This is a genomic window from Pedobacter sp. 05L430 (genome assembly GCF_056397585.1).
This window is the reverse complement of the sequence record NZ_JBFTNT010000054.1, coordinates 1-24,114: the sequence shown is the minus strand read 5'-3', so window position 1 is coordinate 24,114 and position 24,114 is coordinate 1. Positions and strand designations below refer to the sequence as shown.

At 37.2% G+C, this 24,114-nt stretch carries 24 protein-coding genes; 11 read left to right on the top strand and 13 right to left on the bottom strand.

The features are described from left to right. Positions 1-262: 262 nt before the first annotated feature. The 4 genes from rplI to AC1DG9_RS10830 all read right to left on the bottom strand — a co-directional run bounded on the left by rplI (position 263) and on the right by AC1DG9_RS10830 (position 2,195). Entirely contained in the window at positions 263-706 is a 444-nt protein-coding gene (gene rplI, locus AC1DG9_RS10845) for a 50S ribosomal protein L9 (protein ID WP_048907352.1), read from the bottom strand. 10 nt (positions 707-716) lie between these two features. Further along, on the bottom strand, positions 717-980 hold the full coding sequence (rpsR, locus tag AC1DG9_RS10840; protein ID WP_012780908.1) for a 30S ribosomal protein S18: 264 nt from the start codon (positions 978-980) through the stop codon (positions 717-719). Further along, on the bottom strand, positions 980-1,339 hold the full coding sequence (gene rpsF / locus AC1DG9_RS10835) for a 30S ribosomal protein S6 (protein WP_048907353.1): 360 nt from the start codon (positions 1,337-1,339) through the stop codon (positions 980-982). Before rpsF ends, rpsR begins: the two co-directional genes overlap by 1 nt. Positions 1,340-1,604: 265 nt before the next feature. Further along, entirely contained in the window at positions 1,605-2,195 is a 591-nt protein-coding gene (locus tag AC1DG9_RS10830) for a flagellar hook assembly protein FlgD (RefSeq protein WP_172661442.1), read from the bottom strand. Between the two features lie 165 nt (positions 2,196-2,360). On the opposite strand from AC1DG9_RS10830, the gene AC1DG9_RS10825 reads away from it, so the two are divergent. Next, positions 2,361-3,233: an AraC family transcriptional regulator gene (locus tag AC1DG9_RS10825; protein ID WP_477634622.1), complete on the top strand. Its 873-nt coding sequence runs from the start codon at positions 2,361-2,363 to the stop codon at positions 3,231-3,233. Positions 3,234-3,320: 87 nt separating this feature from the next. Next, entirely contained in the window at positions 3,321-5,105 is a 1,785-nt protein-coding gene (locus tag AC1DG9_RS10820; RefSeq protein ID WP_172661444.1) for a DNA polymerase III subunit gamma/tau, read from the top strand. Here the strand turns inward: AC1DG9_RS10820 and AC1DG9_RS10815 are convergent. Both AC1DG9_RS10815 and AC1DG9_RS10810 read right to left on the bottom strand, forming a co-directional pair. Further along, positions 5,102-5,530: a hypothetical protein gene (locus AC1DG9_RS10815; protein ID WP_172661445.1), complete on the bottom strand. Its 429-nt coding sequence runs from the start codon at positions 5,528-5,530 to the stop codon at positions 5,102-5,104. The two genes, AC1DG9_RS10820 and AC1DG9_RS10815, sit on opposite strands and share 4 nt — an antisense overlap. Positions 5,531-5,706: 176 nt before the next feature. After that, positions 5,707-7,926, bottom strand: a complete 2,220-nt coding sequence (locus AC1DG9_RS10810) for an NADP-dependent isocitrate dehydrogenase (RefSeq protein WP_172661446.1) — start codon at positions 7,924-7,926, stop codon at positions 5,707-5,709. 192 nt (positions 7,927-8,118) lie between these two features. Here AC1DG9_RS10810 and AC1DG9_RS10805 point away from each other — a divergent pair, with 192 nt between their 5' ends. Both AC1DG9_RS10805 and AC1DG9_RS10800 read left to right on the top strand, forming a co-directional pair. Next, positions 8,119-10,191 (top strand): TonB-dependent receptor, encoded by a 2,073-nt coding sequence (locus AC1DG9_RS10805; RefSeq protein WP_337717193.1) that lies wholly within the window; start codon positions 8,119-8,121, stop codon positions 10,189-10,191. A gap of 76 nt (positions 10,192-10,267) precedes the next feature. Beyond that, positions 10,268-10,792: a DUF6141 family protein gene (locus AC1DG9_RS10800; RefSeq protein ID WP_172661448.1), complete on the top strand. Its 525-nt coding sequence runs from the start codon at positions 10,268-10,270 to the stop codon at positions 10,790-10,792. Position 10,793: 1 nt separating this feature from the next. Here the strand turns inward: AC1DG9_RS10800 and AC1DG9_RS10795 are convergent, their stop codons facing one another. The 3 genes from AC1DG9_RS10795 to AC1DG9_RS10785 form a co-directional block, all read right to left on the bottom strand. After that, positions 10,794-11,354: an HPP family protein gene (locus tag AC1DG9_RS10795; RefSeq protein ID WP_172661449.1), complete on the bottom strand. Its 561-nt coding sequence runs from the start codon at positions 11,352-11,354 to the stop codon at positions 10,794-10,796. Positions 11,355-11,487: 133 nt separating this feature from the next. Then, positions 11,488-12,138 carry an NAD(P)-dependent oxidoreductase gene (locus AC1DG9_RS10790; RefSeq protein ID WP_172661450.1) on the bottom strand — a complete coding sequence of 217 codons (651 nt, stop codon included), beginning with the start codon at positions 12,136-12,138 and terminating at the stop codon, positions 11,488-11,490. Between the two features lie 60 nt (positions 12,139-12,198). Continuing rightward, positions 12,199-12,609, bottom strand: coding sequence for an RrF2 family transcriptional regulator (locus tag AC1DG9_RS10785; protein WP_477634621.1), 411 nt, complete (start codon positions 12,607-12,609; stop codon positions 12,199-12,201). 281 nt (positions 12,610-12,890) lie between these two features. Between AC1DG9_RS10785 and AC1DG9_RS10780 the strand changes: the two genes are divergently transcribed. After that, complete coding sequence (locus tag AC1DG9_RS10780; RefSeq protein WP_288882101.1) at positions 12,891-13,739, top strand: bifunctional helix-turn-helix domain-containing protein/methylated-DNA--[protein]-cysteine S-methyltransferase; 849 nt, start codon at positions 12,891-12,893, stop codon at positions 13,737-13,739. Positions 13,740-13,745: 6 nt separating this feature from the next. Here the strand turns inward: AC1DG9_RS10780 and AC1DG9_RS10775 are convergent, their stop codons facing one another. Both AC1DG9_RS10775 and AC1DG9_RS10770 read right to left on the bottom strand, forming a co-directional pair. Further along, positions 13,746-14,648, bottom strand: coding sequence for a DNA-3-methyladenine glycosylase family protein (locus AC1DG9_RS10775; protein WP_477634620.1), 903 nt, complete (start codon positions 14,646-14,648; stop codon positions 13,746-13,748). A gap of 81 nt (positions 14,649-14,729) precedes the next feature. Next, positions 14,730-16,499, bottom strand: a complete 1,770-nt coding sequence (locus tag AC1DG9_RS10770) for a glycoside hydrolase family 28 protein (protein ID WP_477634619.1) — start codon at positions 16,497-16,499, stop codon at positions 14,730-14,732. A 36-nt stretch (positions 16,500-16,535) separates the two neighbouring features. Between AC1DG9_RS10770 and AC1DG9_RS10765 the strand changes: the two genes are divergently transcribed. Continuing rightward, the gene (locus AC1DG9_RS10765) at positions 16,536-17,027 is read left to right on the top strand and encodes a hypothetical protein (RefSeq protein ID WP_477634618.1); all 492 of its coding nucleotides are present in this window, start codon (positions 16,536-16,538) and stop codon (positions 17,025-17,027) included. Between the two features lies 1 nt (position 17,028). Here the strand turns inward: AC1DG9_RS10765 and AC1DG9_RS10760 are convergent, their stop codons facing one another. Both AC1DG9_RS10760 and panB read right to left on the bottom strand, forming a co-directional pair. After that, on the bottom strand, positions 17,029-17,715 hold the full coding sequence (locus AC1DG9_RS10760) for an RluA family pseudouridine synthase (protein WP_172661456.1): 687 nt from the start codon (positions 17,713-17,715) through the stop codon (positions 17,029-17,031). After that, positions 17,715-18,530, bottom strand: a complete 816-nt coding sequence (gene panB, locus AC1DG9_RS10755; RefSeq protein WP_477634617.1) for a 3-methyl-2-oxobutanoate hydroxymethyltransferase — start codon at positions 18,528-18,530, stop codon at positions 17,715-17,717. The genes AC1DG9_RS10760 and panB overlap by 1 nt, the downstream gene beginning before the upstream one ends. Positions 18,531-18,849: 319 nt before the next feature. Here panB and carA point away from each other — a divergent pair, with 319 nt between their 5' ends. The 5 genes from carA to eno all read left to right on the top strand — a co-directional run bounded on the left by carA (position 18,850) and on the right by eno (position 24,097). After that, positions 18,850-19,962, top strand: coding sequence for a glutamine-hydrolyzing carbamoyl-phosphate synthase small subunit (gene carA / locus AC1DG9_RS10750; RefSeq protein WP_288882072.1), 1,113 nt, complete (start codon positions 18,850-18,852; stop codon positions 19,960-19,962). Positions 19,963-20,056: 94 nt separating this feature from the next. Beyond that, positions 20,057-20,827, top strand: coding sequence for an ABC transporter ATP-binding protein (locus tag AC1DG9_RS10745; protein WP_172661459.1), 771 nt, complete (start codon positions 20,057-20,059; stop codon positions 20,825-20,827). 8 nt (positions 20,828-20,835) lie between these two features. After that, entirely contained in the window at positions 20,836-21,789 is a 954-nt protein-coding gene (locus tag AC1DG9_RS10740; RefSeq protein WP_477634616.1) for an ABC transporter permease, read from the top strand. Between the two features lie 145 nt (positions 21,790-21,934). Further along, the gene (gene aqpZ, locus AC1DG9_RS10735) at positions 21,935-22,627 is read left to right on the top strand and encodes an aquaporin Z (RefSeq protein ID WP_172661461.1); all 693 of its coding nucleotides are present in this window, start codon (positions 21,935-21,937) and stop codon (positions 22,625-22,627) included. A gap of 174 nt (positions 22,628-22,801) precedes the next feature. Beyond that, positions 22,802-24,097 carry a phosphopyruvate hydratase gene (eno, locus tag AC1DG9_RS10730; protein ID WP_477634615.1) on the top strand — a complete coding sequence of 432 codons (1,296 nt, stop codon included), beginning with the start codon at positions 22,802-22,804 and terminating at the stop codon, positions 24,095-24,097. Positions 24,098-24,114 lie beyond the last annotated feature (17 nt).

The window sequence follows — 24,114 nt, the reverse complement described above, 5'->3', positions numbered from 1 at the left end:
GTGTAATAGGAGGATTAACAAATCTGTAAACCAGCACCCAAAGCACAGTAACCATTAAGAACCAAAGGAATACTTTGGTAACAATGGTTGTAATTTTCTTAAATAAGGGAGATTTTGGGGTTTTTCTACTAGTTGCTCGTTTACGTTTTGCCATCGGCCAAAGGTAAGTCATAAGCCGATAATTTTAAAGCCTCGGGGAAGGTTGTATGCAAAAAAAAAGCGTCCTTATTTGGGACGCTTTTTAATATCAGAAGATAGATGATTACTCAGCTACAACTGCGAAAGGAACCTTAACTTTCACTTCTTTGTGTAAGTTTAAGTTAGCGATATAATCACCAACAAATTTAGGTTCAGTTTCGAAAGTGATACGGCGACGGTCAACATCAAAACCTTGTTGTTTTAATGCATCAGCAATCATGATAGTGTTTACAGCACCAAAAATCTTACCTGTTTCACCAGCTTTAGCACCGATAGATAACTTAACGTCAGTTAAACGCTCAGCAATACCTTCAGCATCTTTCTTAATTTTATCTTGTTTAAAAGCAGCTTGCTTTAAGTTTTCTGCTAATACTTTCTTAGCTGAAGGAGTAGCTAACTGTCCAAATCCTTGAGGGATCAGGTAGTTACGGCCATATCCTGGCTTTACAGAAACGATATCATCTTTTTCCCCTAGGGATTTGATATCTTGTTTTAAAATAATTTCCATCTCTCAGCTCCTATTTTAATTGGTCAGCAACGAAAGGCAACAAACCGATGTGGCGAGCGCGTTTTACTGCTTGAGCCACTTTACGTTGAAATTTCAATGAGGTACCGGTTAAACGGCGAGGTAAAATTTTACCTTGATCATTGATAAACTTCAATAAAAAGTTTGCGTCTTTATAATCAATATATTTAATACCGTTTTTTCTGAAACGGCAATATTTTTTCCTGTTATCGTCCACTTTTGGAGCAGTAACATATTGTATTTGATCCTTTGCCATTATACTGCAGCCTCCTGTTTAGGTTTTTTGTTAAAAGCACCACTGCGTTTCTTTTCATTATATGCAACCGCATGACGGTCTAATCTAATGGTTAAGAAACGTAGAACACGCTCATCGCGTTTTAGTTCTAATTCCAATTTACTAATTACTTCACCTGAAGATTTGTACTCTGTAAGGTGGAAGAATCCGCTTGCTTTTTTCTCAATCGGATACGCTAATTTTCTCAAACCCCAATTGTCCTCTTGAACAATTTCGGCTCCGCTATCAGCTAAGATCTTGCTGTATTTGGCAATAGCCTCTTTCGCAATTTCTTCTGACAACAACGGGGTTAGAACGATAACAGTTTCGTACTGATTCATTGTTATTATTTGTTTTTTAATTAATCCGCTCTTAATGCGGGATGCAAAAGTAACAATAAATTTCTAATAATCAAATGATTTAGTGTTTATTGAACAACTAATTCAGTCCCGCTTATTCACCAGGTTACAATATTAACGTGTGTGCAGCCTTTAATAGATATGTAGGATCATATCCTTCATATCAAGGCCGAAAGCTTCCTGACGTTACAAATAAAAAAAGGTTGCCCCAAAAGAACAACCTTTGTAAAAAAATTATTGTACCTACTTAGTACATTTGAACTGTTTTTGTAAAAACCTGGTTTGCCGATCTAATGATAAAAGTAAGCTCTTTCAGACCACGCGCAACGTCAAATCTCTTAACAAACTTTGTCTCTCCCTCAAACACACGTTCATATACAGCATCATTATATCGGTCTAAAATTTGAATTTCTAGGGGCCCCTTTGGAGCATTTTCAAAATTTAAAGTAATAATCCCGTTTTCTTTCGTTAACACTGGCCGAACCACATCAGCAACTAAAGGGTCTGAAACAGAAGCCTTACCGTCCTTAAGCTGTATCTTATACTCCGCCGTATTAGATTCTGTTTTCAGCTGAAATCTATAGCTCCCATCTGGAAGCGAATTCAAATCATATGTCTTTGTAGAACCTTTTAATGCATTTATCTTTTTTCCATATACAACCTCATTGTTAGCATCATATAAAGACACTTCAACAACCTGCGTTTCATTAATAAAAAAAGTGACTGATTTTTCGTTTACATCCTTAAGTTTAATCGAAAAATTACCCTCACTTGCATACAAACCAACAGAATTAATTAATAAAACTGCGATCAAACTGATTTTTATAAAATTTTTCATATCAAAACTATTTAAATTGAACAATTAATTTATAAACCAAAATTACCGCTGTTTTCAATCAAAAATTTATTGCATATTTCCATATATCTATGCTATATTAACCCTCAATTTGAAATTAACTTCAGAAATCATATTTTATTCACTAAAAAAACGAATAAAAAGAAAATGAGGAATACAAAACCAGGCTTTGAAATCATTGAATCTTCTTTCGGAAGCTCCTTTTACTATTCAAAATATGCAGAGAAACTAAACAATAAGGCACATGTATGGCATTACCACCCCGAAATAGAAATGGTCTTTGTAAACGGGGGATCCGGTAAACGGCAAATCGGGAGTCACCTTTCTTATTATACAGATGGGGATTTAATACTAATCGGCAGTAACCTGCCCCATTGTGGCTTCACGGACAGTAATACAGCCAACAAGAATGAAACGGTTATTCAAATGAAACCAACCTTCCTGGGGATTGATTTTTTAAAACTACAGGAAACAAAATACATCTCAGACCTCTTTAATAAAGCAAAGGGAGGTATTGCTTTCGGAGCCGAAACAAAAAAAACAGTTGGCAAGAGAATAGAAAGTATGGATAACMAACAACCTTTTGATAGACTTCTAACATTATTGAGCGTTTTAAAGGACCTGGAAAATGCTAAAGACTACAAAATTTTAAATGCCTCAGGTTTCTCCATGGAAATGCAAGTTCAGGACAATGACAGAATCAATATGATTTTTAACTACATTAAAGATCATTTTCAGGAAGAAATTAATCTCGCGGCTATAGGAGAGATGGCCAGCATGACTACCCCATCCTTTTGCAGGTACTTTAAGAAAATAACAAAAAAAACTTTTACCAGATTCGTAAATGAATATCGGGTGGTACATGCCGCAAAGCTTTTGGCAGAGAAGCAGATCAGTATTGCAAATATCAGTTACGAAAGTGGGTTCAATAACTTCAGCCATTTCAATAAGCTATTTAAAGAGTTCACAGGAAAAAGTGCGTCAGAATACAGAAAAGAACTGAAATCCGTTTTCAAGTAAGCAGCGCTCTACTTTTACAGTCAATTTTTCAACATTTCCAAATTACCACATTCCAACCTCAACAAAAATTCATATTTTCGTTGGCGAATGGAAAATTTTATAGTATCAGCCCGTAAGTACCGCCCGGCAACGTTTGAAACCGTTGTTGGACAGCACCATATTACAGGCACGCTAAAAAATGCCATTAAGAACAATCAGTTAGCCCAGGCATTTTTATTCTGTGGCCCCAGAGGTGTAGGTAAAACTACCTGTGCCCGTATTCTAGCTAAAACTATAAACTGTACTAATCTAACTGAAGATCAGGAAGCCTGCGGAACATGTGATTCATGTGTTTCATTTCAGACTGGTCATTCATTTAATTTTCATGAGCTCGATGCTGCATCAAATAACTCTGTTGACGACATCCGCAGTTTAATTGAGCAGGTGCGCATTCCCCCACAGGCCGGGAAATATAAAATTTACATTATAGATGAGGTACACATGCTATCTGCAAATGCATTTAATGCATTTCTGAAAACGCTTGAAGAACCACCATCTTATGCTATTTTTATATTAGCCACAACAGAGAAGCATAAAATACTGCCAACTATCCTATCAAGATGTCAGATTTTTGACTTTAATAGGATTCAGGTCGATGATATATCCAGCCATCTGAATAAGATTGCACAACGTGAGAATATTTCAGTTGAGGCCGATGGATTACATATTATTGCCCAAAAAGCTGATGGTGGATTAAGAGATGCACTCTCTATGTTCGACCAGATTGTGAGTTATACCAATAAAAACTTAACCTACAAATCTGTAATCGACAACCTGAATATCCTTGATTACGATTATTATTTTAAGCTTACTCAAAACCTGACCGGTGCAGATGTTAGTAATGCATTAATCTTATTTGACGAAATCTTAAATAATGGTTTTGATGGCAATAATTTCATAAATGGGCTGGCAGGTCACCTACGTAATTTATTAGTTGCTAAGGATCCTCAAACCACAAAGCTTTTAGAAGTAAGTGAAAATATTAAGCAGAAGTACATTTCACAAAGTCAGCAAACACCTGTTTCATTTATACTTACTGCGCTAAATCTTGCCAATCAATGTGATCTCAATTATAAAAACAGTAAAAACCAGCGATTACAGGTAGAACTGGCTTTAATAAAAATGTGCCACATCCCTTCGGTACTTCAACTCGCCCAGCAGCCTAATAACAACTCCGCCACTGACACAGATCAGATTAAAAAAAAAACTAATGTAAGTTCGTCTGCACCTACAAACACTGTCTCAGCAGAGACCCCAAATAAGATAGCTGAACAGAATTCATCTAGCCTGCCATCAATTCCTGCAGCAAAGATAGCGAGCCCGCCACCGGCCACGAAGATTGCACTGAAACCTCTCGCCGACGTTAAAAAAGTGGCGACATTAATACCATCACTAAATGACATTGGCCGTGTAGCGGAAGGCGAGGATGGCGACGAGCCGAAATACATTAGCGGAGATGCAAGAGAGGCTTTTACCTATGAACAGCTATCAGCATTATGGACCCAATATGCAAATAAGGCAAAAGATGATGGCAAAATAAACATATACACCCTGCTTAGCAGTTCAGCTCCAATACTTGATTCTCCTGAGGAAATTACTGTACACGTAGAACATAAACTACAGGAAGGTTTATTACAGGAAGAAATGATAGATTTCCTTAATTTCTTAAGGCCAAATCTGAAAAACTTTAACCTAACCATTAAGGCTAAACAGGTAGCAAGAACTGTAGTCAACAGACTTTATACCAATACTGAAAAATACCAATACCTGATTGAGAAGAACCCTAAACTGGAAGAAATGCGTAAACGCTTTAATCTCGACGTTAATTCTTAATGAGGCTTTCCCGGCGGCGTGTCATTAACAGGATACCCCTCTTCGTCCAAATCATCCCGTTCATCCTCGGGAGTGCGTGCCAGCAGCTGATCTTCTGGCTCAAGCTCAAGGCTCTCTAATGTGTCGATGTGCATAGCAGCACTTTCTAGGTTTTCTCCAATTTGTTGATCTTCATCATACGCTGAACCATTATATGGATTTGCTTCATCATATGTAGAAATACTATCCTCACCATTTGGCGCAGAGGTATCATATGGCAATGGGTGATCATACTCACTATCTTCACCCCTTACATCAAATTCAAAGCTGTTTCGGGTCTTATCGTATGATAAATTATTAAAATCTTTAGTTTCTCCCAGTTCGGTTGGATGAAGTTTGTCGAGTGCTTTTCTTGGTCCGGGAACATTGTTTTGGTCTGCGCTCATAACAGTAAATTTTATATATAAACTTAGATAAAATTGTTTTTATAAACAATTATAGTCTCTATGAATATGATGTGTAAATAAAACCTAAAAAGATCCTGAATTGTTTTCCGTTTTGGATTTAAATAAGAAGCCCGCTTACAAATGCAAACGGGCTTCTTATATAAACTTTTTTTATCTTATAAATTTGTCAAAGCAGTATTGAATGTTTCACTTGGGCGCATTGCTGTAAAAGCTAAATCGTCATTAGGATGATAATAGCCTCCAATATTTTGTGGTTTACCCTGCGCTCCTATCAACTCTCCTGAAATCTTTGCTTCATTTTCAGTTAAAGCCTTAGCTAATGGGGCAAATCTAGCCTGCAATTCTGCATCCTTAGTTTGCGCAGCTAAACCCTCTGCCCAATATAAAGCCAAATAGAAGTGCGAACCTCTATTGTCTATCTGGCCTACTTTACGGGCCGGAGATTTATCATTAGCAAGGAATTTCTCAGTTGCCAAATCCAAAGTTTCAGCAAGTACCAAAGCTTTTGGATTATTTTGAGTTTGCCCTAAATGTTCAAGGGAAACAGCTAATGCTAAAAACTCTCCTAATGAATCCCAACGCAAATAACCTTCATGAATGAACTGCTCAATATGTTTTGGCGCCGAGCCACCTGCTCCGGTTTCGAATAAGCCTCCTCCGTTCATTAATGGCACTATAGAAAGCATTTTTGCCGATGTACCTAATTCCAAAATCGGGAATAAATCAGTTAAATAATCACGCAGGACATTACCGGTTACCGAAATGGTGTCTTCTCCTTTACGAATTCTGTCTAGCGTAAACTTCGTTGCTTCAATTGGTGATAAAATACGGATGTCTAAACCAGTCGTATCATGATCCAATAAGTACTTATTTACTTTTGTAATGATCTCTCTGTCATGCGCCCTGTTCTCATCTAACCAGAAAACTGCCGGCGTAGCCGATAAACGAGATCTGTTTACAGCAAGTTTTACCCAGTCCTGAATTGGTGCATCTTTGGTTTGACACATCCTAAAGATATCTCCTTTTTCAACTTTTTGATCAAAGAAAACTTTACCGCTGGCATCTGTTACCCGGATTGTCCCGTTAGCAGTTGCCTGGAAAGTTTTATCATGAGAACCATATTCCTCTGCCTTTTGTGCCATTAAACCTACATTTGGCACAGAACCCATTGTAGTAACATCAAAAGCACCATGAGCTTTGCAATCATCAATTGTAGCCGTATAAACACCAGCATAGCAACGATCTGGAATGATAGCAATCGTATCTTGTTGCTTGTTATCTTTATTCCACATCTGTCCTGAAGTACGGATCATAGCAGGCATAGAAGCATCAACAATTACATCAGATGGCACATGAAGGTTGGTAATTCCTTTATCTGAATTTACCATGGCAATTGCCGGACCATTTTCAATTGCCTCGGCGATTGCAGCCTCAACTTCTGCCTGTTTAGGGTTCCCTGCAATTTTAGCATAAACATCTCCTAAACCATTGCGGGTATCTACATTTAATTCTTTAAATAAATCTGCATATTTAGCAAACACATCTGCAAAGTAAACTTCAACTATAGCTCCAAAAATGATTGGGTCAGAAACCTTCATCATCGTGGCTTTTAAATGCGCCGAAAGTAGAACTCCCGCTGCCTTTGCCTCTTCTATAGCTTTAGACACGAAAGATTTTAATGCAGAAAGACTCATTGCAGAACTATCGATAACCTCACCGGCTTTTAATGGCGATAAGCCCTTTAGTTCCGTAACAGATCCATTAGTGTCTACAAATTCTATCCTAAATTGAGAAGCTTCTGTTAAAGTAACTGATTTCTCAGATCCATAAAAATCACCTTCACTCATGCTTACAACTTTGGTTTTCGAATCTGCAGACCACGCTCCCATTGAATGGGGATTAGCCTTTGCGTAATTCTTAACCGCTTTTGGTGCTCTACGGTCAGAGTTACCCTCACGTAAAACTGGGTTAACTGCTGAACCTAAAACTTTTGCATATTTTGCTTTGATTGCTTTTTCTTCCTCTGTTTGCGCATTATCAGGATAATTAGGGATAGCAAATCCTTGCGATTGTAATTCGGTAATCGCACCAACCAATTGTGGAATAGAAGCCGAAATATTAGGCAATTTGATAATATTTGCCTCCGGTGTGGTTGCTAGCTGGCCTAATTCTGTCAACGCATCTCCAACTTTTTGGTCTTCCTTTAAAAATTCAGGAAAGTTTGCCAAAATTCTTCCGGCCAAAGAAATATCTCTGGTTTCTACATCAATACCTGCCGAGGCCGTAAAAGCTTGTACAATTGGTAATAATGAATAGGTTGCCAACATTGGCGCTTCATCTGTTTTGGTATAGATAATTTTTGATGTATTTGACATATTTTTATAAATACGATTATATGAATAAAAAAAATAAAGCAGTATTGTTTATGATAAACGTGCTTTCTATTAAAATCGCCTAAAGATATAATAAACAGATGAATTTCATGGTGTTTAACTGAATATATTAAACAGTAAATAGCCAATAGATGATGGTAATTATTAGCTGGTAAATTTTAGCTTTGTTAAAGAATGAAAACATTTTTAACAGGACTATTTGCCCTCATAGGAGTTACAAGCTTTGCTCAGGCACAACAGGATTCTATCAGAAGATTAAATCAGGTTACCATAAGACCTTATTTTTCCAACCAATCTTTAATCAGATCTACAGGTACAATTGGCCTTATTGATAGTGGAACCCTTAATAAACAATCCGGCAACTCATTTGTCTCAGCTGTAAATACAGTTCCGGGGGTTAGAATGGAAGAACGTTCTCCTGGAAGCTACCGGTTATCTATAAGAGGCAGCTTACTAAGATCGCCTTTTGGAATAAGGAATATTAAAATTTACATGGACGACTTCCCTTTAACTGATGCAGGGGGTAATAGTTATCTGAATGCTCTCGATGTCGCAGGCGCATCACAACTTCAAATTTTAAAAGGCCCACAGAGCAGTATCTATGGGGCTAACTCTGGTGGCGTCATCTTGATACAACCCCAAGGCACTAACGTACCAACGGACAGCACTTCTGTTGTGTTAAAACTGGAGGGTGGATCATTTGGAGCTTTTCATCAAAATGCATTATTACAACATCAATCGGGAAAGTATAAATTAAGCATTACACAAGCTTATCAGCGAAGCGATGGCTATCGCGATCACAGCAATATGGACCGCAAGTATTTTCAGGCGCTGCAAAAGTGGGATTATACAAAAAACGCGAACTTAAAAGCATTGTTATTCTATTCCGATCTACACTATAATACTCCTGGTGGATTAACTGAGGCTCAATATCAACAAAATCCAAAATTATCTCGTCCGGCTGCAGGACAGATCAAAAGTGCAATAGATCAAAAAGCGGGTATCTATAGCAAAACCTTATATGGCGGCATCTCCAACAATTGGATAATAAACGGTAATTTCAAACATGTTATCTCCGTATTCTCATCTTATACAGATTTTAAGAACCCCTTTATAACCAACTATGAAAAACGGAAAGAATTTACTCTGGGGCTCCGCTCTTATCTGGAATACACTAGAAACACATCTCATGTAGAATGGAAGTTTAACCTGGGGCTGGAAAGTATGAAAACTGGTACCGATTTTGATAACTATGATAATAATTACGGTCAGCGGGGTGCTGTTCAGGCATCGGATAAACTAAACGCAAATTCCAGCTTCGCATTCGCCCATTTAAGTATCGATCTTCTTCAAAAACTGTTCATTGAATTATCTGCAAGTGCCAATCTCTATGGATACAACTACAAGAGCATTGCTCCAGTTGCCATTCCTAAAAAAACGAACAGGTTTGATATCCAGTTCATGCCAAGGGTAGCTTTGTCCTATAAAATAGATGATCAATTGTCGTTAAGAACCTCCGTGAGCAAAGGATATTCTCCCCCAAGTCTTGCCGAAGTAAGGGCATCAAACAATGTAATTAATGTTGATTTACAACCTGAATATGGCTGGAATTATGAGACTGGAGTAAGATATGAAGGTGTGAACAAAAGGCTATTTGTTGATGTAACCGGATTTTATTACAATCTTAAAAATGCAATTGTTAGACGCACTGTTTTAGTCAATGAAAAAGAAGCAGAGTATTTTATAAATGCAGGAGGCACAAAACAATGGGGTCTCGAAAGTTCTTTAGCTTTCTGGATTATTCCTCTCAATAATATACATTTTGTTAAAGGTCTGCAGTTAAAAAATTCATATACACTTAGTCATTTTAAATTTGATCAGTACCTGGACAAGACCAATAATTTCTCTGGAAATGACCTTACCGGAGTTCCTAAAACAACAATTGTTAGTAGCACCGATTTACAATTACCTAAGAGCTTTTCTGTATTTTTACAGCATAACTATACTTCTAGTATCCCACTTAATGATGCAAATACAGTTTACGCAAGGAAATATCACCTGGTACAAGCTAAAATTGGGAAAAAGAACTTATACATAGGAAATGTTCCCTTTGAAATCTACATAGGAGCAGATAACATATTAAACGAAAAATACAGCTTAGGCAATGACCTGAATGCTCTCGGTGGGCGGTATTTTAATGTCGCAGCAACAAGGAACTTTTATGGCGGGTTGTTAATATGTTTATAACTAGTTAACAACTATTTTTTCCTCATCTTTCATTTTAAATTAAATGTTTGTAATTTGTTGTTAGACAATATGAAACATGAATCCTAACAACGAAACTCTATTTTCAGAAAAACAGCGATTTGGGCAAAAATGGATTTGGGCAATCCTTATTGGAGCTAACTCAATATTCTTTTACGGCGTTTTTTATCAGGTTTTTCAAAGAAAATCATTTGATGACAACTCTATGAGTAACATGCAGTTGCTAATAGCCTCTGGCTTAATGCTATTGTTTACACTTGCAGTTTTAACATTAAAACTAGAAACCTATATTAAAAAAGATGGCATTTATGTACGTTTTTTCCCCTTCCATTTAACTTTGAAAAAATATTCCTGGGATAATATTCAAAGATTTTCTGTGAGGCAATATGATCCTATTACCGAATATGGTGGCTGGGGATTTAGATTTGGTTTCCTAACCAAAGGAATGGCGTTTAACGTTTCTGGAAACAAAGGCATACAACTGGTTTTAAAAAATGGATCCAGACTATTAATTGGGACTAATAAACCAGATGAAGCATTAGAAACGCTAAAGAAACTGGAACAACGGTCTGTATTTAATTAGCTTATTTTTTAAATATGCTCTGAGTAGGATATCTTCTATGTCTTAAATTATTAAATATCAACGCTACTAAAAATAGAATCATTATCCCCGATAATACTGGAGATAATACGTACATATAACCTAAGGCCTTAATTTTTTCGCTGCCAATTACGGCTATTAATGCTGTTGCTCCACCAGGAGGATGCAATGTTTTGGTGATTTGCATTGCAACTATAGATATCGATACAGCTAAGGCACAAGCCAGCCAACTCTCGCCAGGAAAAAATTTAGCAATGGTTACTCCAATTATTGCCGAAATCAAATGACCACCTATTAAATTTCTTGGTTGTGCCAGGGGACTATTAACAATGCCGTAAATTAATACTGAAGACGCGCCAAAAGAACCTATCAGATACAAATTATCATTGGCCACCAGATACTTGCTATTTAACAATCCTATTAAGCCTATCCCAATAAATGACCCAATAAAAGTTAAAATGTGCTCTTTAGCATCAATTAAAGTTTCACGATATAATACATACCTTGCCCTACGATAGTGCTTCCTGATTCTCTTTCTCGGCATTGCTCTTTAAAATATGGCGCAAAAGTAAGATTATATCTAGCCATTTACTAGTAATTATCTAATATCAATACATCTTATAAACTATAAGGTGAGCAAAAAAACGCACCTTATAGTTTTAAATTAGTAGCCTAAATTAGTAGCCAGCTGTAAAACGCTGACGAGGATGTTTGTTATTTTCTAGTTCATCAACAATTGCCATTGCCAAATCCTGAACCGACAAAGTACTTCTACCATCTTCATTAAACACAGGGCTATTTGTTCCTAAACGATATTTACCAGTTCGACCGGTTGTAATGCCGGGGTGCATTTCAATAGCAGGGCTAAAGAAACTCCATTGCAAATATTCCTCTTGTTTAAGTGAAGTTAAATAATCTCTGGCCGCAGTAGCACCGGCTTTATAATCCGCAGGAAAATCAGGTCCGTCAACTAATTGTTTACCATCAATTTCCAAGCTACCTGCACCTCCAACAACAATTAGGCGATCCACTCCAGATGCTTTAACAGCTTTTTGAATGGCCTCGGAACCTGCTATAAAGTCGTGGTACAGATTCGGGTTTGTCCATCCGCTATTGTATGCACTGATTACTGCATCACTTCCTTTTAATGTTTCTATTAAAGCCAATGTATCATTTACATCAACACCTTTAACAAACAAATTATTGTTGTCAATTTTAATCTTTTCAGGACTCCGTACAATAGCGGTAACCTCATGCCCGCGATTAAGTAATTCTTCTAAAATGGCGGTTCCTACGAAACCACTTGCGCCAATTAATGCTGTTTTCATATCCTTATTTATTTTTAAATGTTATTGTAACATTTTTCATTACAGTTATATATAAAAAAATCAATCAAAATGATTGCTGAAATCCGCAAGTGTTTGAGACGAAAGTTCTTTTACTAATGCCTGCTCTGTCGAATTATACAAGTTATTCAAATGTGTATTCATTTGTTTACCTACAGAACATTGCGGATTAGGTGTATTCTTAGAAATACCTAGCAAATTATTTTGTTTTACTGCCTTATAAATATCTGCCAGATTAATCTCTTTTGCAGATTTACTTAAATAGCTCCMCCCATTTTTTCCCTCTTTACTATCAACAAATCCATGATTCCTTAAATTACTTAATTCCTTTCTTACCAATACTGGATTTATATTTATACTTCCAGCCATAAATTCTGATGACAACAGTTCACCCTTAGCCCTTTCAAGTAAAGTAAGTATATGTAAAGAAATAGCAAATCTCGAGTTATTCATTCTGTAACTAAAATTATTACAGTACAAAGGTAAGGTAATAATTGTAAATTCCAAATACCAGGATCCGTGCTAGATCGATGCTTGTTCGACGATGCTTCGACTTTACTTCGCAAAACAGGTACTTTTGCCGAACAATCGGCACTCTAAAGCCGGACATCCAGTACCTAACACAAAGCGTGTTGTTGCCAGTTACAGCGGGCCACCATAATTTAATGATTAGCAAGTTTCGGGTTTTATTGTCTGGCTTATCAGCGTAATTTTGTTATATTAAATTAAAGATCATGGAAACATTAAGCCAAATTGATTACAACAGAATTGCCGAGGCGATAGCATATTTAAAATTAAATTTTAAACAACAACCTTCGCTAGATCAAGTTGCTGAGCATATTAACCTGAGTCCATTTCATTTTCAACGGATGTTTAAAGAATGGGCAGGCGTTACTCCAAAGAAATTCCTGCAGTACCTTTCTATTGAATACGCAAAAAGCATCCTTAAAGATAAAGAAACAACCTTATTTGATGCAGCCTATGAGACAGGATTATCAGGCACCAGTCGTCTGCACGATCTCTTCATAAATATAGAAGGAATGACTCCGGGTGAATTTAAAAATGGAGGGGAACAGCTTACCATAAACTATAGCTATGCAGAAAGCCCTTTCGGATCTCTAATAGTCGCATCAACAAAAAAAGGAATTTGCTATATGGCTTTTGCTGATGACCAGATAGAGGCATTAACAATGTTAAAAAGCACATTCCCTAATGCTAAGTATTGTCAGCTATTGGATATGATACAGCAGAATGCACTTTACATCTTTACTCAGGACTGGAGCAGACTAAATGAAATTAAACTTCATTTAAAGGGCACCCCTTTTCAAATAAAAGTATGGGAAACCTTGTTAAAGGTTCCTATGGGAGATTTATCTACCTATGCTACCATCGCATCTGCAATTAACAATCCAAAAGCCAATAGAGCAGTGGGCTCAGCTATTGGGAACAATCCCGTTGCTTTTTTGATTCCATGCCACAGAGTCATTAAATCCACAGGAGAATTTGGGCAGTATCATTGGGGTAGTTCCCGTAAAACAGCAATAATAGGATGGGAGGCTGCAAAAACAAATTCTCAAGAATAAAAGACCTTATTCTTTATTTGCAAGACTTCTCCAAAGATAAAACACCAGATAACTCTCCCATCCAGGATAATTTCTAAAAAATGCCTGAATTTCCTCATGCTGTTTTTTATCTGTAATGATATTATGGTTTAACAAAGAATTTAAAAGCCCTGCATCGCCATAAGGAACACATGAATGTTCCTTTAAAGATTTCATAAGGGCATAGTTGGCAGTCCACACACCTATGCCCTTTATACTATTCAATGCTTTTTGTCTTGCGTTAAGGTCCGGCAAAGCAAGTAAATTATCTTTGCTCATTTCTCCACTGGCAAATGCCTTAGCAATAATAATCAGGTATTCGGCTTTACTTCTTGAGAATTGCATTTCTCTCAAATCATCTATAAAAAGTTCCGCAAGGACCTTGCAATCTGGAAACACATAATAATTGACACCATTAAAAGGAATATAAGTTCCGTACTTTTCTACCAGTCGTCTTTTTAATCTATATGCAAAAGTGAGATTGATCTGCTGCCCTATTATTGCCCAACAAATAGCTTCAAATAAATTAGGAATACCTATTAATCTTAACCCGCTATATGCTGTTACCATATAAGCTAGCCTTTCATCATTTTTTACTAATCGATAAAAGGATTCCATATCTTTTTCAAGGTCAAACCAATCAGATACAAATTGTTTGAGCTTTTTTACACCGTTTTCTTCCAGATCTCCTACAAGTACTTCGATCAGTAATTTACCTTCATAAAAGGCTACGMTAACCAATAACTGGCGACCCTCAATTTCAATAACCTTTATAACCTGATCTGCATCTACTTTGTGCATGCAATCGTCAAAGTTTCTATCCAAAAACCACAAACACTCTTCGAAATCAAAATTCCTAGGGACTTCAATAGATATGACTTGTTTATTCATATCTCAAAAGTATTCATTTGTTTATACAATAAAATCTGATTCTTGCTTAATATGTAGTACCAACTTATTCCCGCAAACCTTTTATAGCCTAACTTTAACCGACTTCTCATTTGCCCCGTTAAGGTAAACTACCTGCTGTTTGGCTTTTCTTAATTCGCCCCCATCTATATTAACGAACTCGTTACCTGTCCCTTCCAAACTAAGCAATACTTTACAGGGGGTTAAAACACGGACACCTGTAAGCAATATATCTTTGGAATTTGTGATCCGAAGCAATGAAGGAGCATCTAAACTTCCTTGCAAACTTAAGCCATTTATAGAAACATCCTGAACATTATCAAAAACTACAGCAGGCCGAAGGTCATTCTTCTCAAACTCAAACCGCACATTATGCAAGCTTAAGCCTTTTACGTTTCGGGCATATAAACCATAAGCTGGCGGCCCACCTGGTGTTTTGTCCCATACACCAAAATATTCAGCTGCAATATTGGGCACGTCTCGCTTTTCTGCCTGTTCTGCAGTTCCCCCACCCGCATACTTTATATGAACATCGGTAAAACTGATGTCTTCAATATAATATTCGCCCATTGCATTCAAGGTAATGCATGAGTTTTTTTCACCCTCCCATGTATGTAAATCAAAATGAATGTCAGGATGAGGAACTGGCAATGCTACAACATTAGCCCTTATGTTATTAAATGAAATATTTCGGAGATAGGGTTTCCCGGCAAGTTGATTATTTTCTGCATTTTTATTACTATTTACCCCGCTGAAGCCAATACCGATTGGACCGGTTACATTTTCCATAACTATATTTGAGAAGCTAAAGTTCTGTATACCTGCAGCACCGGCACTGATCTTTATTGCACAACCATAAGTATCATAAATAAGGCAGTTAGTAATAGCAATATTTTGTGATTCACCACCCCCAAAACGAAATATTGACCATCGTGTACTGAAACTACAATTAGTTACTGTAACGAACTTATTGCTACCAAATAAGGCACAGGCATCGTCCTGGCATTGAACATCACTGTTAATCAAATGAACATATTGACAGCTATTGAAATGAAAGCCATCATTATTTTTATTTACCCGGTTGTAAATCCGTACACCATCAATATACGCATGTTTGCACTTCAATAATCGCACGCAATGATATGCGCTTGCAGCCATAAAAACATCATCCATCCGCAAGTTAGTACACTGGTAAAATATTAAGAGATGAGGCCGATCAAAATTGCCGTTTACTCCGTTTTGTCCAGGCCCGGTATTGTCGCCCTTTCCTGTATAAAATGCGAGACCATTTCCATCTATAGTCCCCTTGCCTTCTATACTAAGTCTTTCAGCATTTACGGCATATAAGAATACAATATTCCCATTTCCTTCGGGAATTCCTTTTCCTGCTGTATAATCCTCTCTTTTAGGACTTCCCAAAAGTTTTGCTTCTGTAGAAAGGTGCAAAGTTACATTAGATTTAAGCTCCAGAGTTCCCGACAGAAATACGCCGGCAGGGATCATCACCACACCCCCTTTATTATCACTACAAGTATTTATAGCATTCTGAATAGCATTTGTATCGAGCACCTTGCCGTCTCCTTTAGCTCCAAAATCTCTGATATTGTAAACATCCGTTCTGCTTTCTGCCTGGGGTATCTTTGCACTAATTAACGAAGCTCCGGCTACCGTAAGTGCGGGCACAGAAACTCTTCCTAGCCATTKACGGCGGGATAATTGATCCATACTGTAGTTTGATTTATAAATGATTTTACTATCATAAATATACGGACGACGATAAAACAATAACTCTCCCGAATAAACTAAATGCTCAGCCGTATTGGCTTTTGGCAAGGCTATTGTAGATAAATAATTCCAACCAATATCATTATGAAAAAATCACTTCTACTTTTAACAGGCATTGCACTACTTGCCTCCRCTTGTAATAGCAGCAATACTGATGATAAAAGTGTCGACAGTACTTCAGTAACATCCATGGACACTTCTCTAACACCATCTGTACCTGTTCAGGAAAAAATATCTGAGTGCTATATCTACACTAAAAACAGAGATACTGCCAAACTTAAAATAAACACAGAAAATGACGAATTGACCGGTGATTTGAGTTATAGTCTATTTGAAAAAGATAGTAACAAGGGGACCATTTCAGGAGAGGTTAAAGGCGACACAATTCTAGCAGAATACAATTTCGATTCGGAAGGGATGCGCTCAACCAGAGAAGTTGTATTTTTAAAAAGAGACAGAAAACTATATGAGGGCTTTGGCGAAGTAGAAGAGAAAAACGGCAAAACTGTATTTAAAGACAGATCAAAATTAAAATTTGGAGACGCAATGGTATTTTCTTTAACAGATTGTAAATAGGCTAAAAATTTTCAAAGCGTTCCCAAAAACCATCAACAGGTAGCTTAGCAAAAATATTTACAGGCTCTTTTTTTACTGGATGAATAAATTGCAATCTACGCGCATGTAAGCAGATACTACCCTTTCTGCTTCCTCTGGGATAACCATATTTGTTATCACCAACAATAGGACATCCTAAAGTAGATAGCTGTACTCTTATTTGATGAGAACGCCCGGTAAGCGGATCAACTTCAATCAGGTAATAACCACCAAGTTCCCCTATTAACCTATAACTTAATTCCGAACGCTGACTTCCGGGAACTTCAACATTATGCGGAGTAACAATATTTTTTTGAGGGTTTTTTACTAACCAATGAACAAGTGTACCTGAAGCTTTAGCAGGCTTATTCCTAACAATGGCCCAATACGTTTTTTTTACTTCGCGATTTTTGAATACTGCATTCATCCGCTCTAATGCCTTGCTTGTTTTAGCAAAAAGTATTACTCCACTAACGGGCCTGTCTAAACGGTGCACAACACCCAAAAAAGCACTATTAGGTTTATTATACTTTTTAGCAAGATATTTTTTAACCTGCTCATCAAGAGGCTCATCTCCAGTTTCATCAATCTGCACAATATCACCTGCGCGTTTCAGTACCGCTATAAGGTGATTGTCCTCGTAAAGCACATCTTTATCAGTTACCGGCATTAATACTGCTCCTTTTCGTTCGGGAAATCCTTTGCTTTCACATCTTTAATGTACGACTGTGCAGCTCCCAATATACCATCATACAGATTTACATATTGACGCAAGAAGCGAGGTTTAAAACCTTTTGTTAAACCAATCATATCATTAACAACCAAGACCTGACCATCGCAATCAGGGCCCGCGCCAATACCTATAGTAGGAATTTGTAAACTTTCAGAAACTACTTTAGCTAATTTTGCTGGTATTTTTTCAAGCACAATAGCAAAACAACCAGCCTCCTGAAGCGCAATTGCATCAGTTTTTAACTTCTCTGCTTCATCTTCATCTTTTGCTCTTACAGTATAAGTTCCGAACTTATAAATAGACTGAGGTGYTAATCCAAGGTGCCCCATAACAGGAATTCCGGCCGTAATGATGCGCGATATTGACTCTGCTACTTCTGTTCCACCTTCAAGCTTTACGCCGTGTGCCCCAGATTCTTTCATGATCCTGATAGCAGAATTAAGTGCTTCTTTAGAATTTCCCTGATAGCTACCAAAAGGCAGATCGACTACAACGAAAGCTCGTTTTGCTCCTCTAACTACACCTTGAGCATGATAAATCATCTGATCAAGTGTGATAGGTAAGGTGGTTTCATGTCCAGCCATTACATTAGATGCAGAGTCCCCAACTAATAATACATCCAAACCAGCATCATCAAGAATAGTGGCCATCGAATAATCGTAAGCGGTTAACATGGCTATTTTCTCTCCACTAGCCTTCATCTCCTGAAGTATATGTGTGGTTATGCGTTTAACCTCTTTGTTTACAGACATAGTTCTATAGTTTTGTAGCGACAAAATTAGTTTTTACATTCGAAATAAAGACAGTTTTATCGTTTTTGTGACATTTTGTTAATGCCTGTCTAAGTTTATATAGTGCTATATAAACTTAGAGCGATTTATAATTGCCAAATGCCATTCGAAACAATCTAAAAAAAAATCTTGATTTAAATCCTCAAAAACGTATCTTTGTATCCCGAAATGAAGGGGTCACTTAACAGCACATTTGTTAACTACAAAAACGGCATCAAAGCCGCGCTAGAGCCATCATTTTTTCCTTTTTTTATCCCAATAATTTCTCTTAATAAATACCATGACTAATTACACCAAGTTACCTGCAATCTTGTTACTGGCTGATGGCACAGTTTACCACGGTAAAGCCGCTGGAAAAATAGGCACAACAACAGGCGAGATCTGTTTTAATACAGGTATGACAGGATATCAGGAAATTTTTACGGATCCTTCTTATTTCGCCCAGATTATGGTAACCACCAATGCACATATTGGAAATTATGGTATCCACAAAGACGAAACTGAATCAGAAAGTATAAAAATTGCCGGTTTAGTTTGTAAAAATTATAACATTGGTTTTAGCCGTAAAGAAGCTTCTGAGTCTATACAGGATTATTTTCAGAATGAAAATATTGTAGGCATTTCTGATATCGATACACGCGCTTTGGTTCGTCACATCAGAAATAAAGGAGCAATGAATGCAATTATTTCTTCAGAAATCACTGACCTYGAAGAATTAAAAAGCAAATTAGCCGAGGTACCATCTATGGATGGTTTAGAATTATCTTCTAAAGTTTCTACCAAAACACCTTATTTCTATGGTTCACCTGATGCTACCTATAAAATAGCAGCATTAGATTTGGGTATCAAGAAAAACATTTTACGCAACTTCGACGACAGGGATATTTATGTTCAGGTTTTCCCTGCTAAAACTACTTTCGAGGAAATGGACAAATGGGGTGCTGATGGTTATTTTATTTCTAATGGACCTGGTGATCCTTCGGCAATGCCGTATGCTATTGAAACTGTTACAAAAATATTAGCTGCTGACAAACCTCTTTTTGGAATATGCTTAGGGCATCAATTACTTGCAGAAGCAAATGGAATTGGCACCATGAAAATGTTCAACGGCCACAGGGGCTTAAATCATCCAGTTAAAAATATCATTAAAAATCATTGCGAAGTAACTTCACAAAACCATGGTTTTGGAGTTATCCCTGAAGATGTTAGAAAATCAGAAAAGGTAGAGATTACCCACATTAATTTAAATGATCAGTCTATAGAAGGTATCCGTATGAAAGGCAAAAAAGCATTTTCAGTTCAATACCACCCTGAATCATCTCCAGGCCCACATGATTCACGTTACCTTTTCGACGACTTTATAAGTATGATTAAGAACGAATTGGCCTGGTAATATTCACCGGTTCAAAATTATCATTTTACCGACATTTTAGAAGGTTTAGCAGAATAGCGTTTTCTATTCCTCTAAACCTTCTTACATTTATAACATGGATAAAACAAATGCCATTATCAGTGTAAAAGAACTGGTAAAAAAGTATGACGATTTCACTGCTGTGCAAGGCATTAGCTTTGAAGTTTATGAAAATGAAATATTTGGTCTTTTAGGGCCAAATGGGGCAGGAAAAACCACCACACTTGAAATTATCGAGACCCTTCGCGAAAAAACTTCAGGAGAGATTATTGTTGATGGCTATTCTGTAGACAAAGATGCCAACAAAATTAAAAGGATTATAGGCGTACAATTACAGGCAGCCGGTTATTACCCAAACCTAAATCTGGTTGAGTTAATGGAATTGTTTTCTGGTCTGTATGGCGTAGACATCAAACCGATGGAAATGCTTGAAAAGGTAAATCTTCAGGACAAAGCAAAAGCTAAATATAAAGCGCTGTCAGGCGGACAGAAACAGCGTTTTTCTATAGCCACAACACTTATTAACTCTCCTAAAATTATTTTCCTTGATGAACCTACTACCGGATTAGATCCTCAGGCACGCCGAAATTTATGGGATTTAATTATTGATATAAGAAATAACGGAACAACAGTAGTGATCACCACACACTATATGGACGAAGCAGAACAACTTTGTGATCGTGTTGCTTTTGTTGAACGTGGAGAGATCATCGCTTTAGATACGCCTGATAATCTGATAGACAATCTGATCAATAGTGGTTTTGAACGTACTAAAGAAGTTAAAAAGGCCAACCTCGAGGACGTTTTCATAAACCTGACAGGCAAAGAATGGCGCGAGGATAATTAATAAAGAACATGAGCAAACCTTACAATAATACTAAAGCTACGCTGGCCCTTGCAAAAGCAAGTTTCCGTTCTATTATGCGCAGCCCTTCAGCAGTTGTTTTTACACTTGCTTTTCCACTAATCTTCATTCTTGTTTTCGGCTTTTTAGGACGCGGAGGTGTTAAGGTTGACTTAGCCATTGCGTCAGGATCGGATTTACAAAATCCTATTATTAAAGCACTGGAACAAATCAGTGTTGTTCATATCATAAAGGATAAAGATCCTGCGGAATTAAAAACAGGACTTGAGAAAGGAAATATAGACGCTGTTATTAACGTTCAAAAAAACACTGAGGATAATACACCGGCTTACCTTGCCAATGTTCAATACACATCTGCTTCTTTAGACAAAGGAACTATACTTAAATCGGTGTTAAACAACCTGATGTATACTTTAAATTCAAAAGATGTAAAACCTACCATTGCGCAATTAAATGAAAGTACTGTTCAGGGTAGAATTTACCGCACCATTGATTTTATCCTGCCCGGACAACTTGGCTTTTCTTTATTAAGCACAGGTGTATTTGGAACAGCATTTGTATTTTTCAGTTTAAGACAAACCTTAGTTATTAAACGCTTCTTTGCAACACCGGTTAGCAGGGCAAGTATTGTATTTGGCGAAGGTATTGCAAGAATAGGTTTTGCGCTTTGTGGTGCAGTATTTATTATACTTATTGGCCATTTCTTTTTCCATTTCACCTTAATTCACTTTCTGCTGTCAGGCACTTTCTTTTCTATAGATGCATTTCCATCATGGCTTCAACCAATAAGTCGTGCATTACCTTTAACTTACCTTAATGATGCCATGAGAAAGGTAGCTTTTGAGGGAGCTGGCTTATGGGATGTAAAACATCAGATTCTTATTATGATAATTTGGGGCATCGGCGTATATGCCGTTGCTGTTAAGGTGTTTAAGTGGGAGTAATCCTCTGACAATCTGTACTTTTTCCTAGGAAAATTGAATAATTGTTTTTAAATTTCATTATAAAAACAAACATTCTTCTATTAATTTATTAACCAGGTAGTAAGAAAACCAAACCTTCATTACCACTAAACTAAATTAAACTCGTATGAAAAAACTAGCAGCAGAATTTATCGGTACATTTTGGCTCGTACTTGGCGGTTGCGGTAGCGCCGTTTTAGCCTGTAATTATCCAGGTGCAGGCATTGGCTTTGCAGGGGTAGCACTCGCCTTCGGACTAACAGTAGTAACTATTGCTTATGCTCTTGGTCATATTTCCGGGGCACATCTAAACCCGGCAGTTTCAATTGGTTTATGGATCGGCGGACGCTTTGATGGAAAGGATTTGGTGCCCTACATTATTTCACAGGTTCTTGGCGGTATTGTGGCTGCGGGTGTGTTATACGTTATCGCTACTGGAAATGGCAATCCTATTGGTGGATTTGCTTCCAATGGCTATGGAGATTTATCACCCGGAAAATATAGTATGACAGCAGCGTTGGTTACCGAAGTGGTAATGACCTTCATTTTTTTAATCATTATATTAGGTGCAACAGATGACAGAGCTCCCAAAGGATTTGCCGGATTAGCGATTGGCCTTGGGCTAACATTAATACACCTGATCAGCATACCTGTAACCAATACTTCAGTTAATCCTGCAAGAAGTACAAGCCAGGCGCTTTTTGTTGGCGGTGAAGCACTAAGTCAGCTTTGGTTATTTTGGGTTGCACCTATAGTTGGTGCCATTTTAGCCGGAATAGTTTATAAAGCTATCTTTGCGGCTAAGAGCGAAACTACATAAACTTAACTGACTAAAAAACAATACAATAACAGCAAAACAATTAAATATTCACCAATGAAAAAGTCGTAATTAAATTAATTACGACTTTTTTGCGTTTAATTTTTAACTTTGGATATCGCCTTAGTAATTGTAAATTTTACACTAAGGGTTATTTACAAATAAAAACCAATAAAAATGAGTTTAATAATTGATGTTCATGCGCGGCAAATACTTGACTCCCGCGGCAATCCTACGATCGAAGTAGATGTAATTACAGAAAATGGTATCCTTGGTCGTGCGGCAGTACCATCAGGAGCTTCTACTGGTATGCACGAAGCTGTGGAGTTAAGAGATGGTGATAAAAAAGTTTACTTAGGTAAAGGTGTTTTAAAGGCCGTTGCCAATGTGAATGATAAAATTGCTGATGAATTAAAAGGTATTGACGTATTTGAACAAAATGCTATCGATAGCTTAATGATCAAGCTTGATGGAACAGAAAACAAAGGAAATCTTGGTGCTAATGCTATTTTAGGTGTTTCTTTAGCGGTTGCTAAAGCTGCAGCTCAAGAAAGTCGTCAGCCTTTATACCGTTATATTGGAGGTGTTAATGCTAACATTCTGCCTATCCCGATGATGAACATCGTAAACGGTGGTTCTCACTCTGATGCTCCTATCGCTTTTCAGGAATTTATGATCATGCCTGTTGGCGCATCTTCATTCTCTGAAGCGTTAAGATGGGGAACAGAAGTATTTCACAACTTAAAAGCTATTTTGCATGACAGAGGTCTTTCAACAGCTGTAGGTGACGAAGGTGGATTTGCTCCAACTTTTGATGGTACTGAAGATGCCGTTGAAACCATTATTAAAGCTATTGAAAAAGCAGGTTACAAAGCTGGTGAGCAAATCTTTTTAGCATTTGACTGTGCTGCTTCTGAGTTCTATAAAGATGGTAAATACGACTACACTAAATTTGAAGGTGATAAAGGAGCTATCCGCACAAGTGCTGAGCAAGCTGATTATCTCGCATCTTTAACCGAAAAATATCCAATTATCTCTATTGAAGATGGAATGGATGAAAACGATTGGGATGGCTGGAAAATGTTAACTGATAAAATTGGCGATAGAGTTCAGCTTGTAGGTGATGATTTGTTTGTTACAAATGTAACTCGCTTGCAATCGGGAATCGACAAAAAAACGGCTAATTCAATCTTAGTGAAAGTAAATCAGATTGGTTCATTAACTGAAACCATCAATGCTGTTTCTTTAGCTCAAACTAATGGCTATACCTCAGTAATGAGTCATAGAAGTGGTGAAACTGAAGATACTACCATTGCAGATCTTGCAGTTGCATTAAACTGTGGTCAGATTAAAACAGGTTCAGCTTCTCGTTCAGACAGGATTGCAAAATACAATCAATTGTTACGTATTGAAGAAGAATTAGGTGCTGCAGCACGTTTTATTGGTAAAGAATTCAAATTCCTAAAGAAATAAATATCTTATATATATAC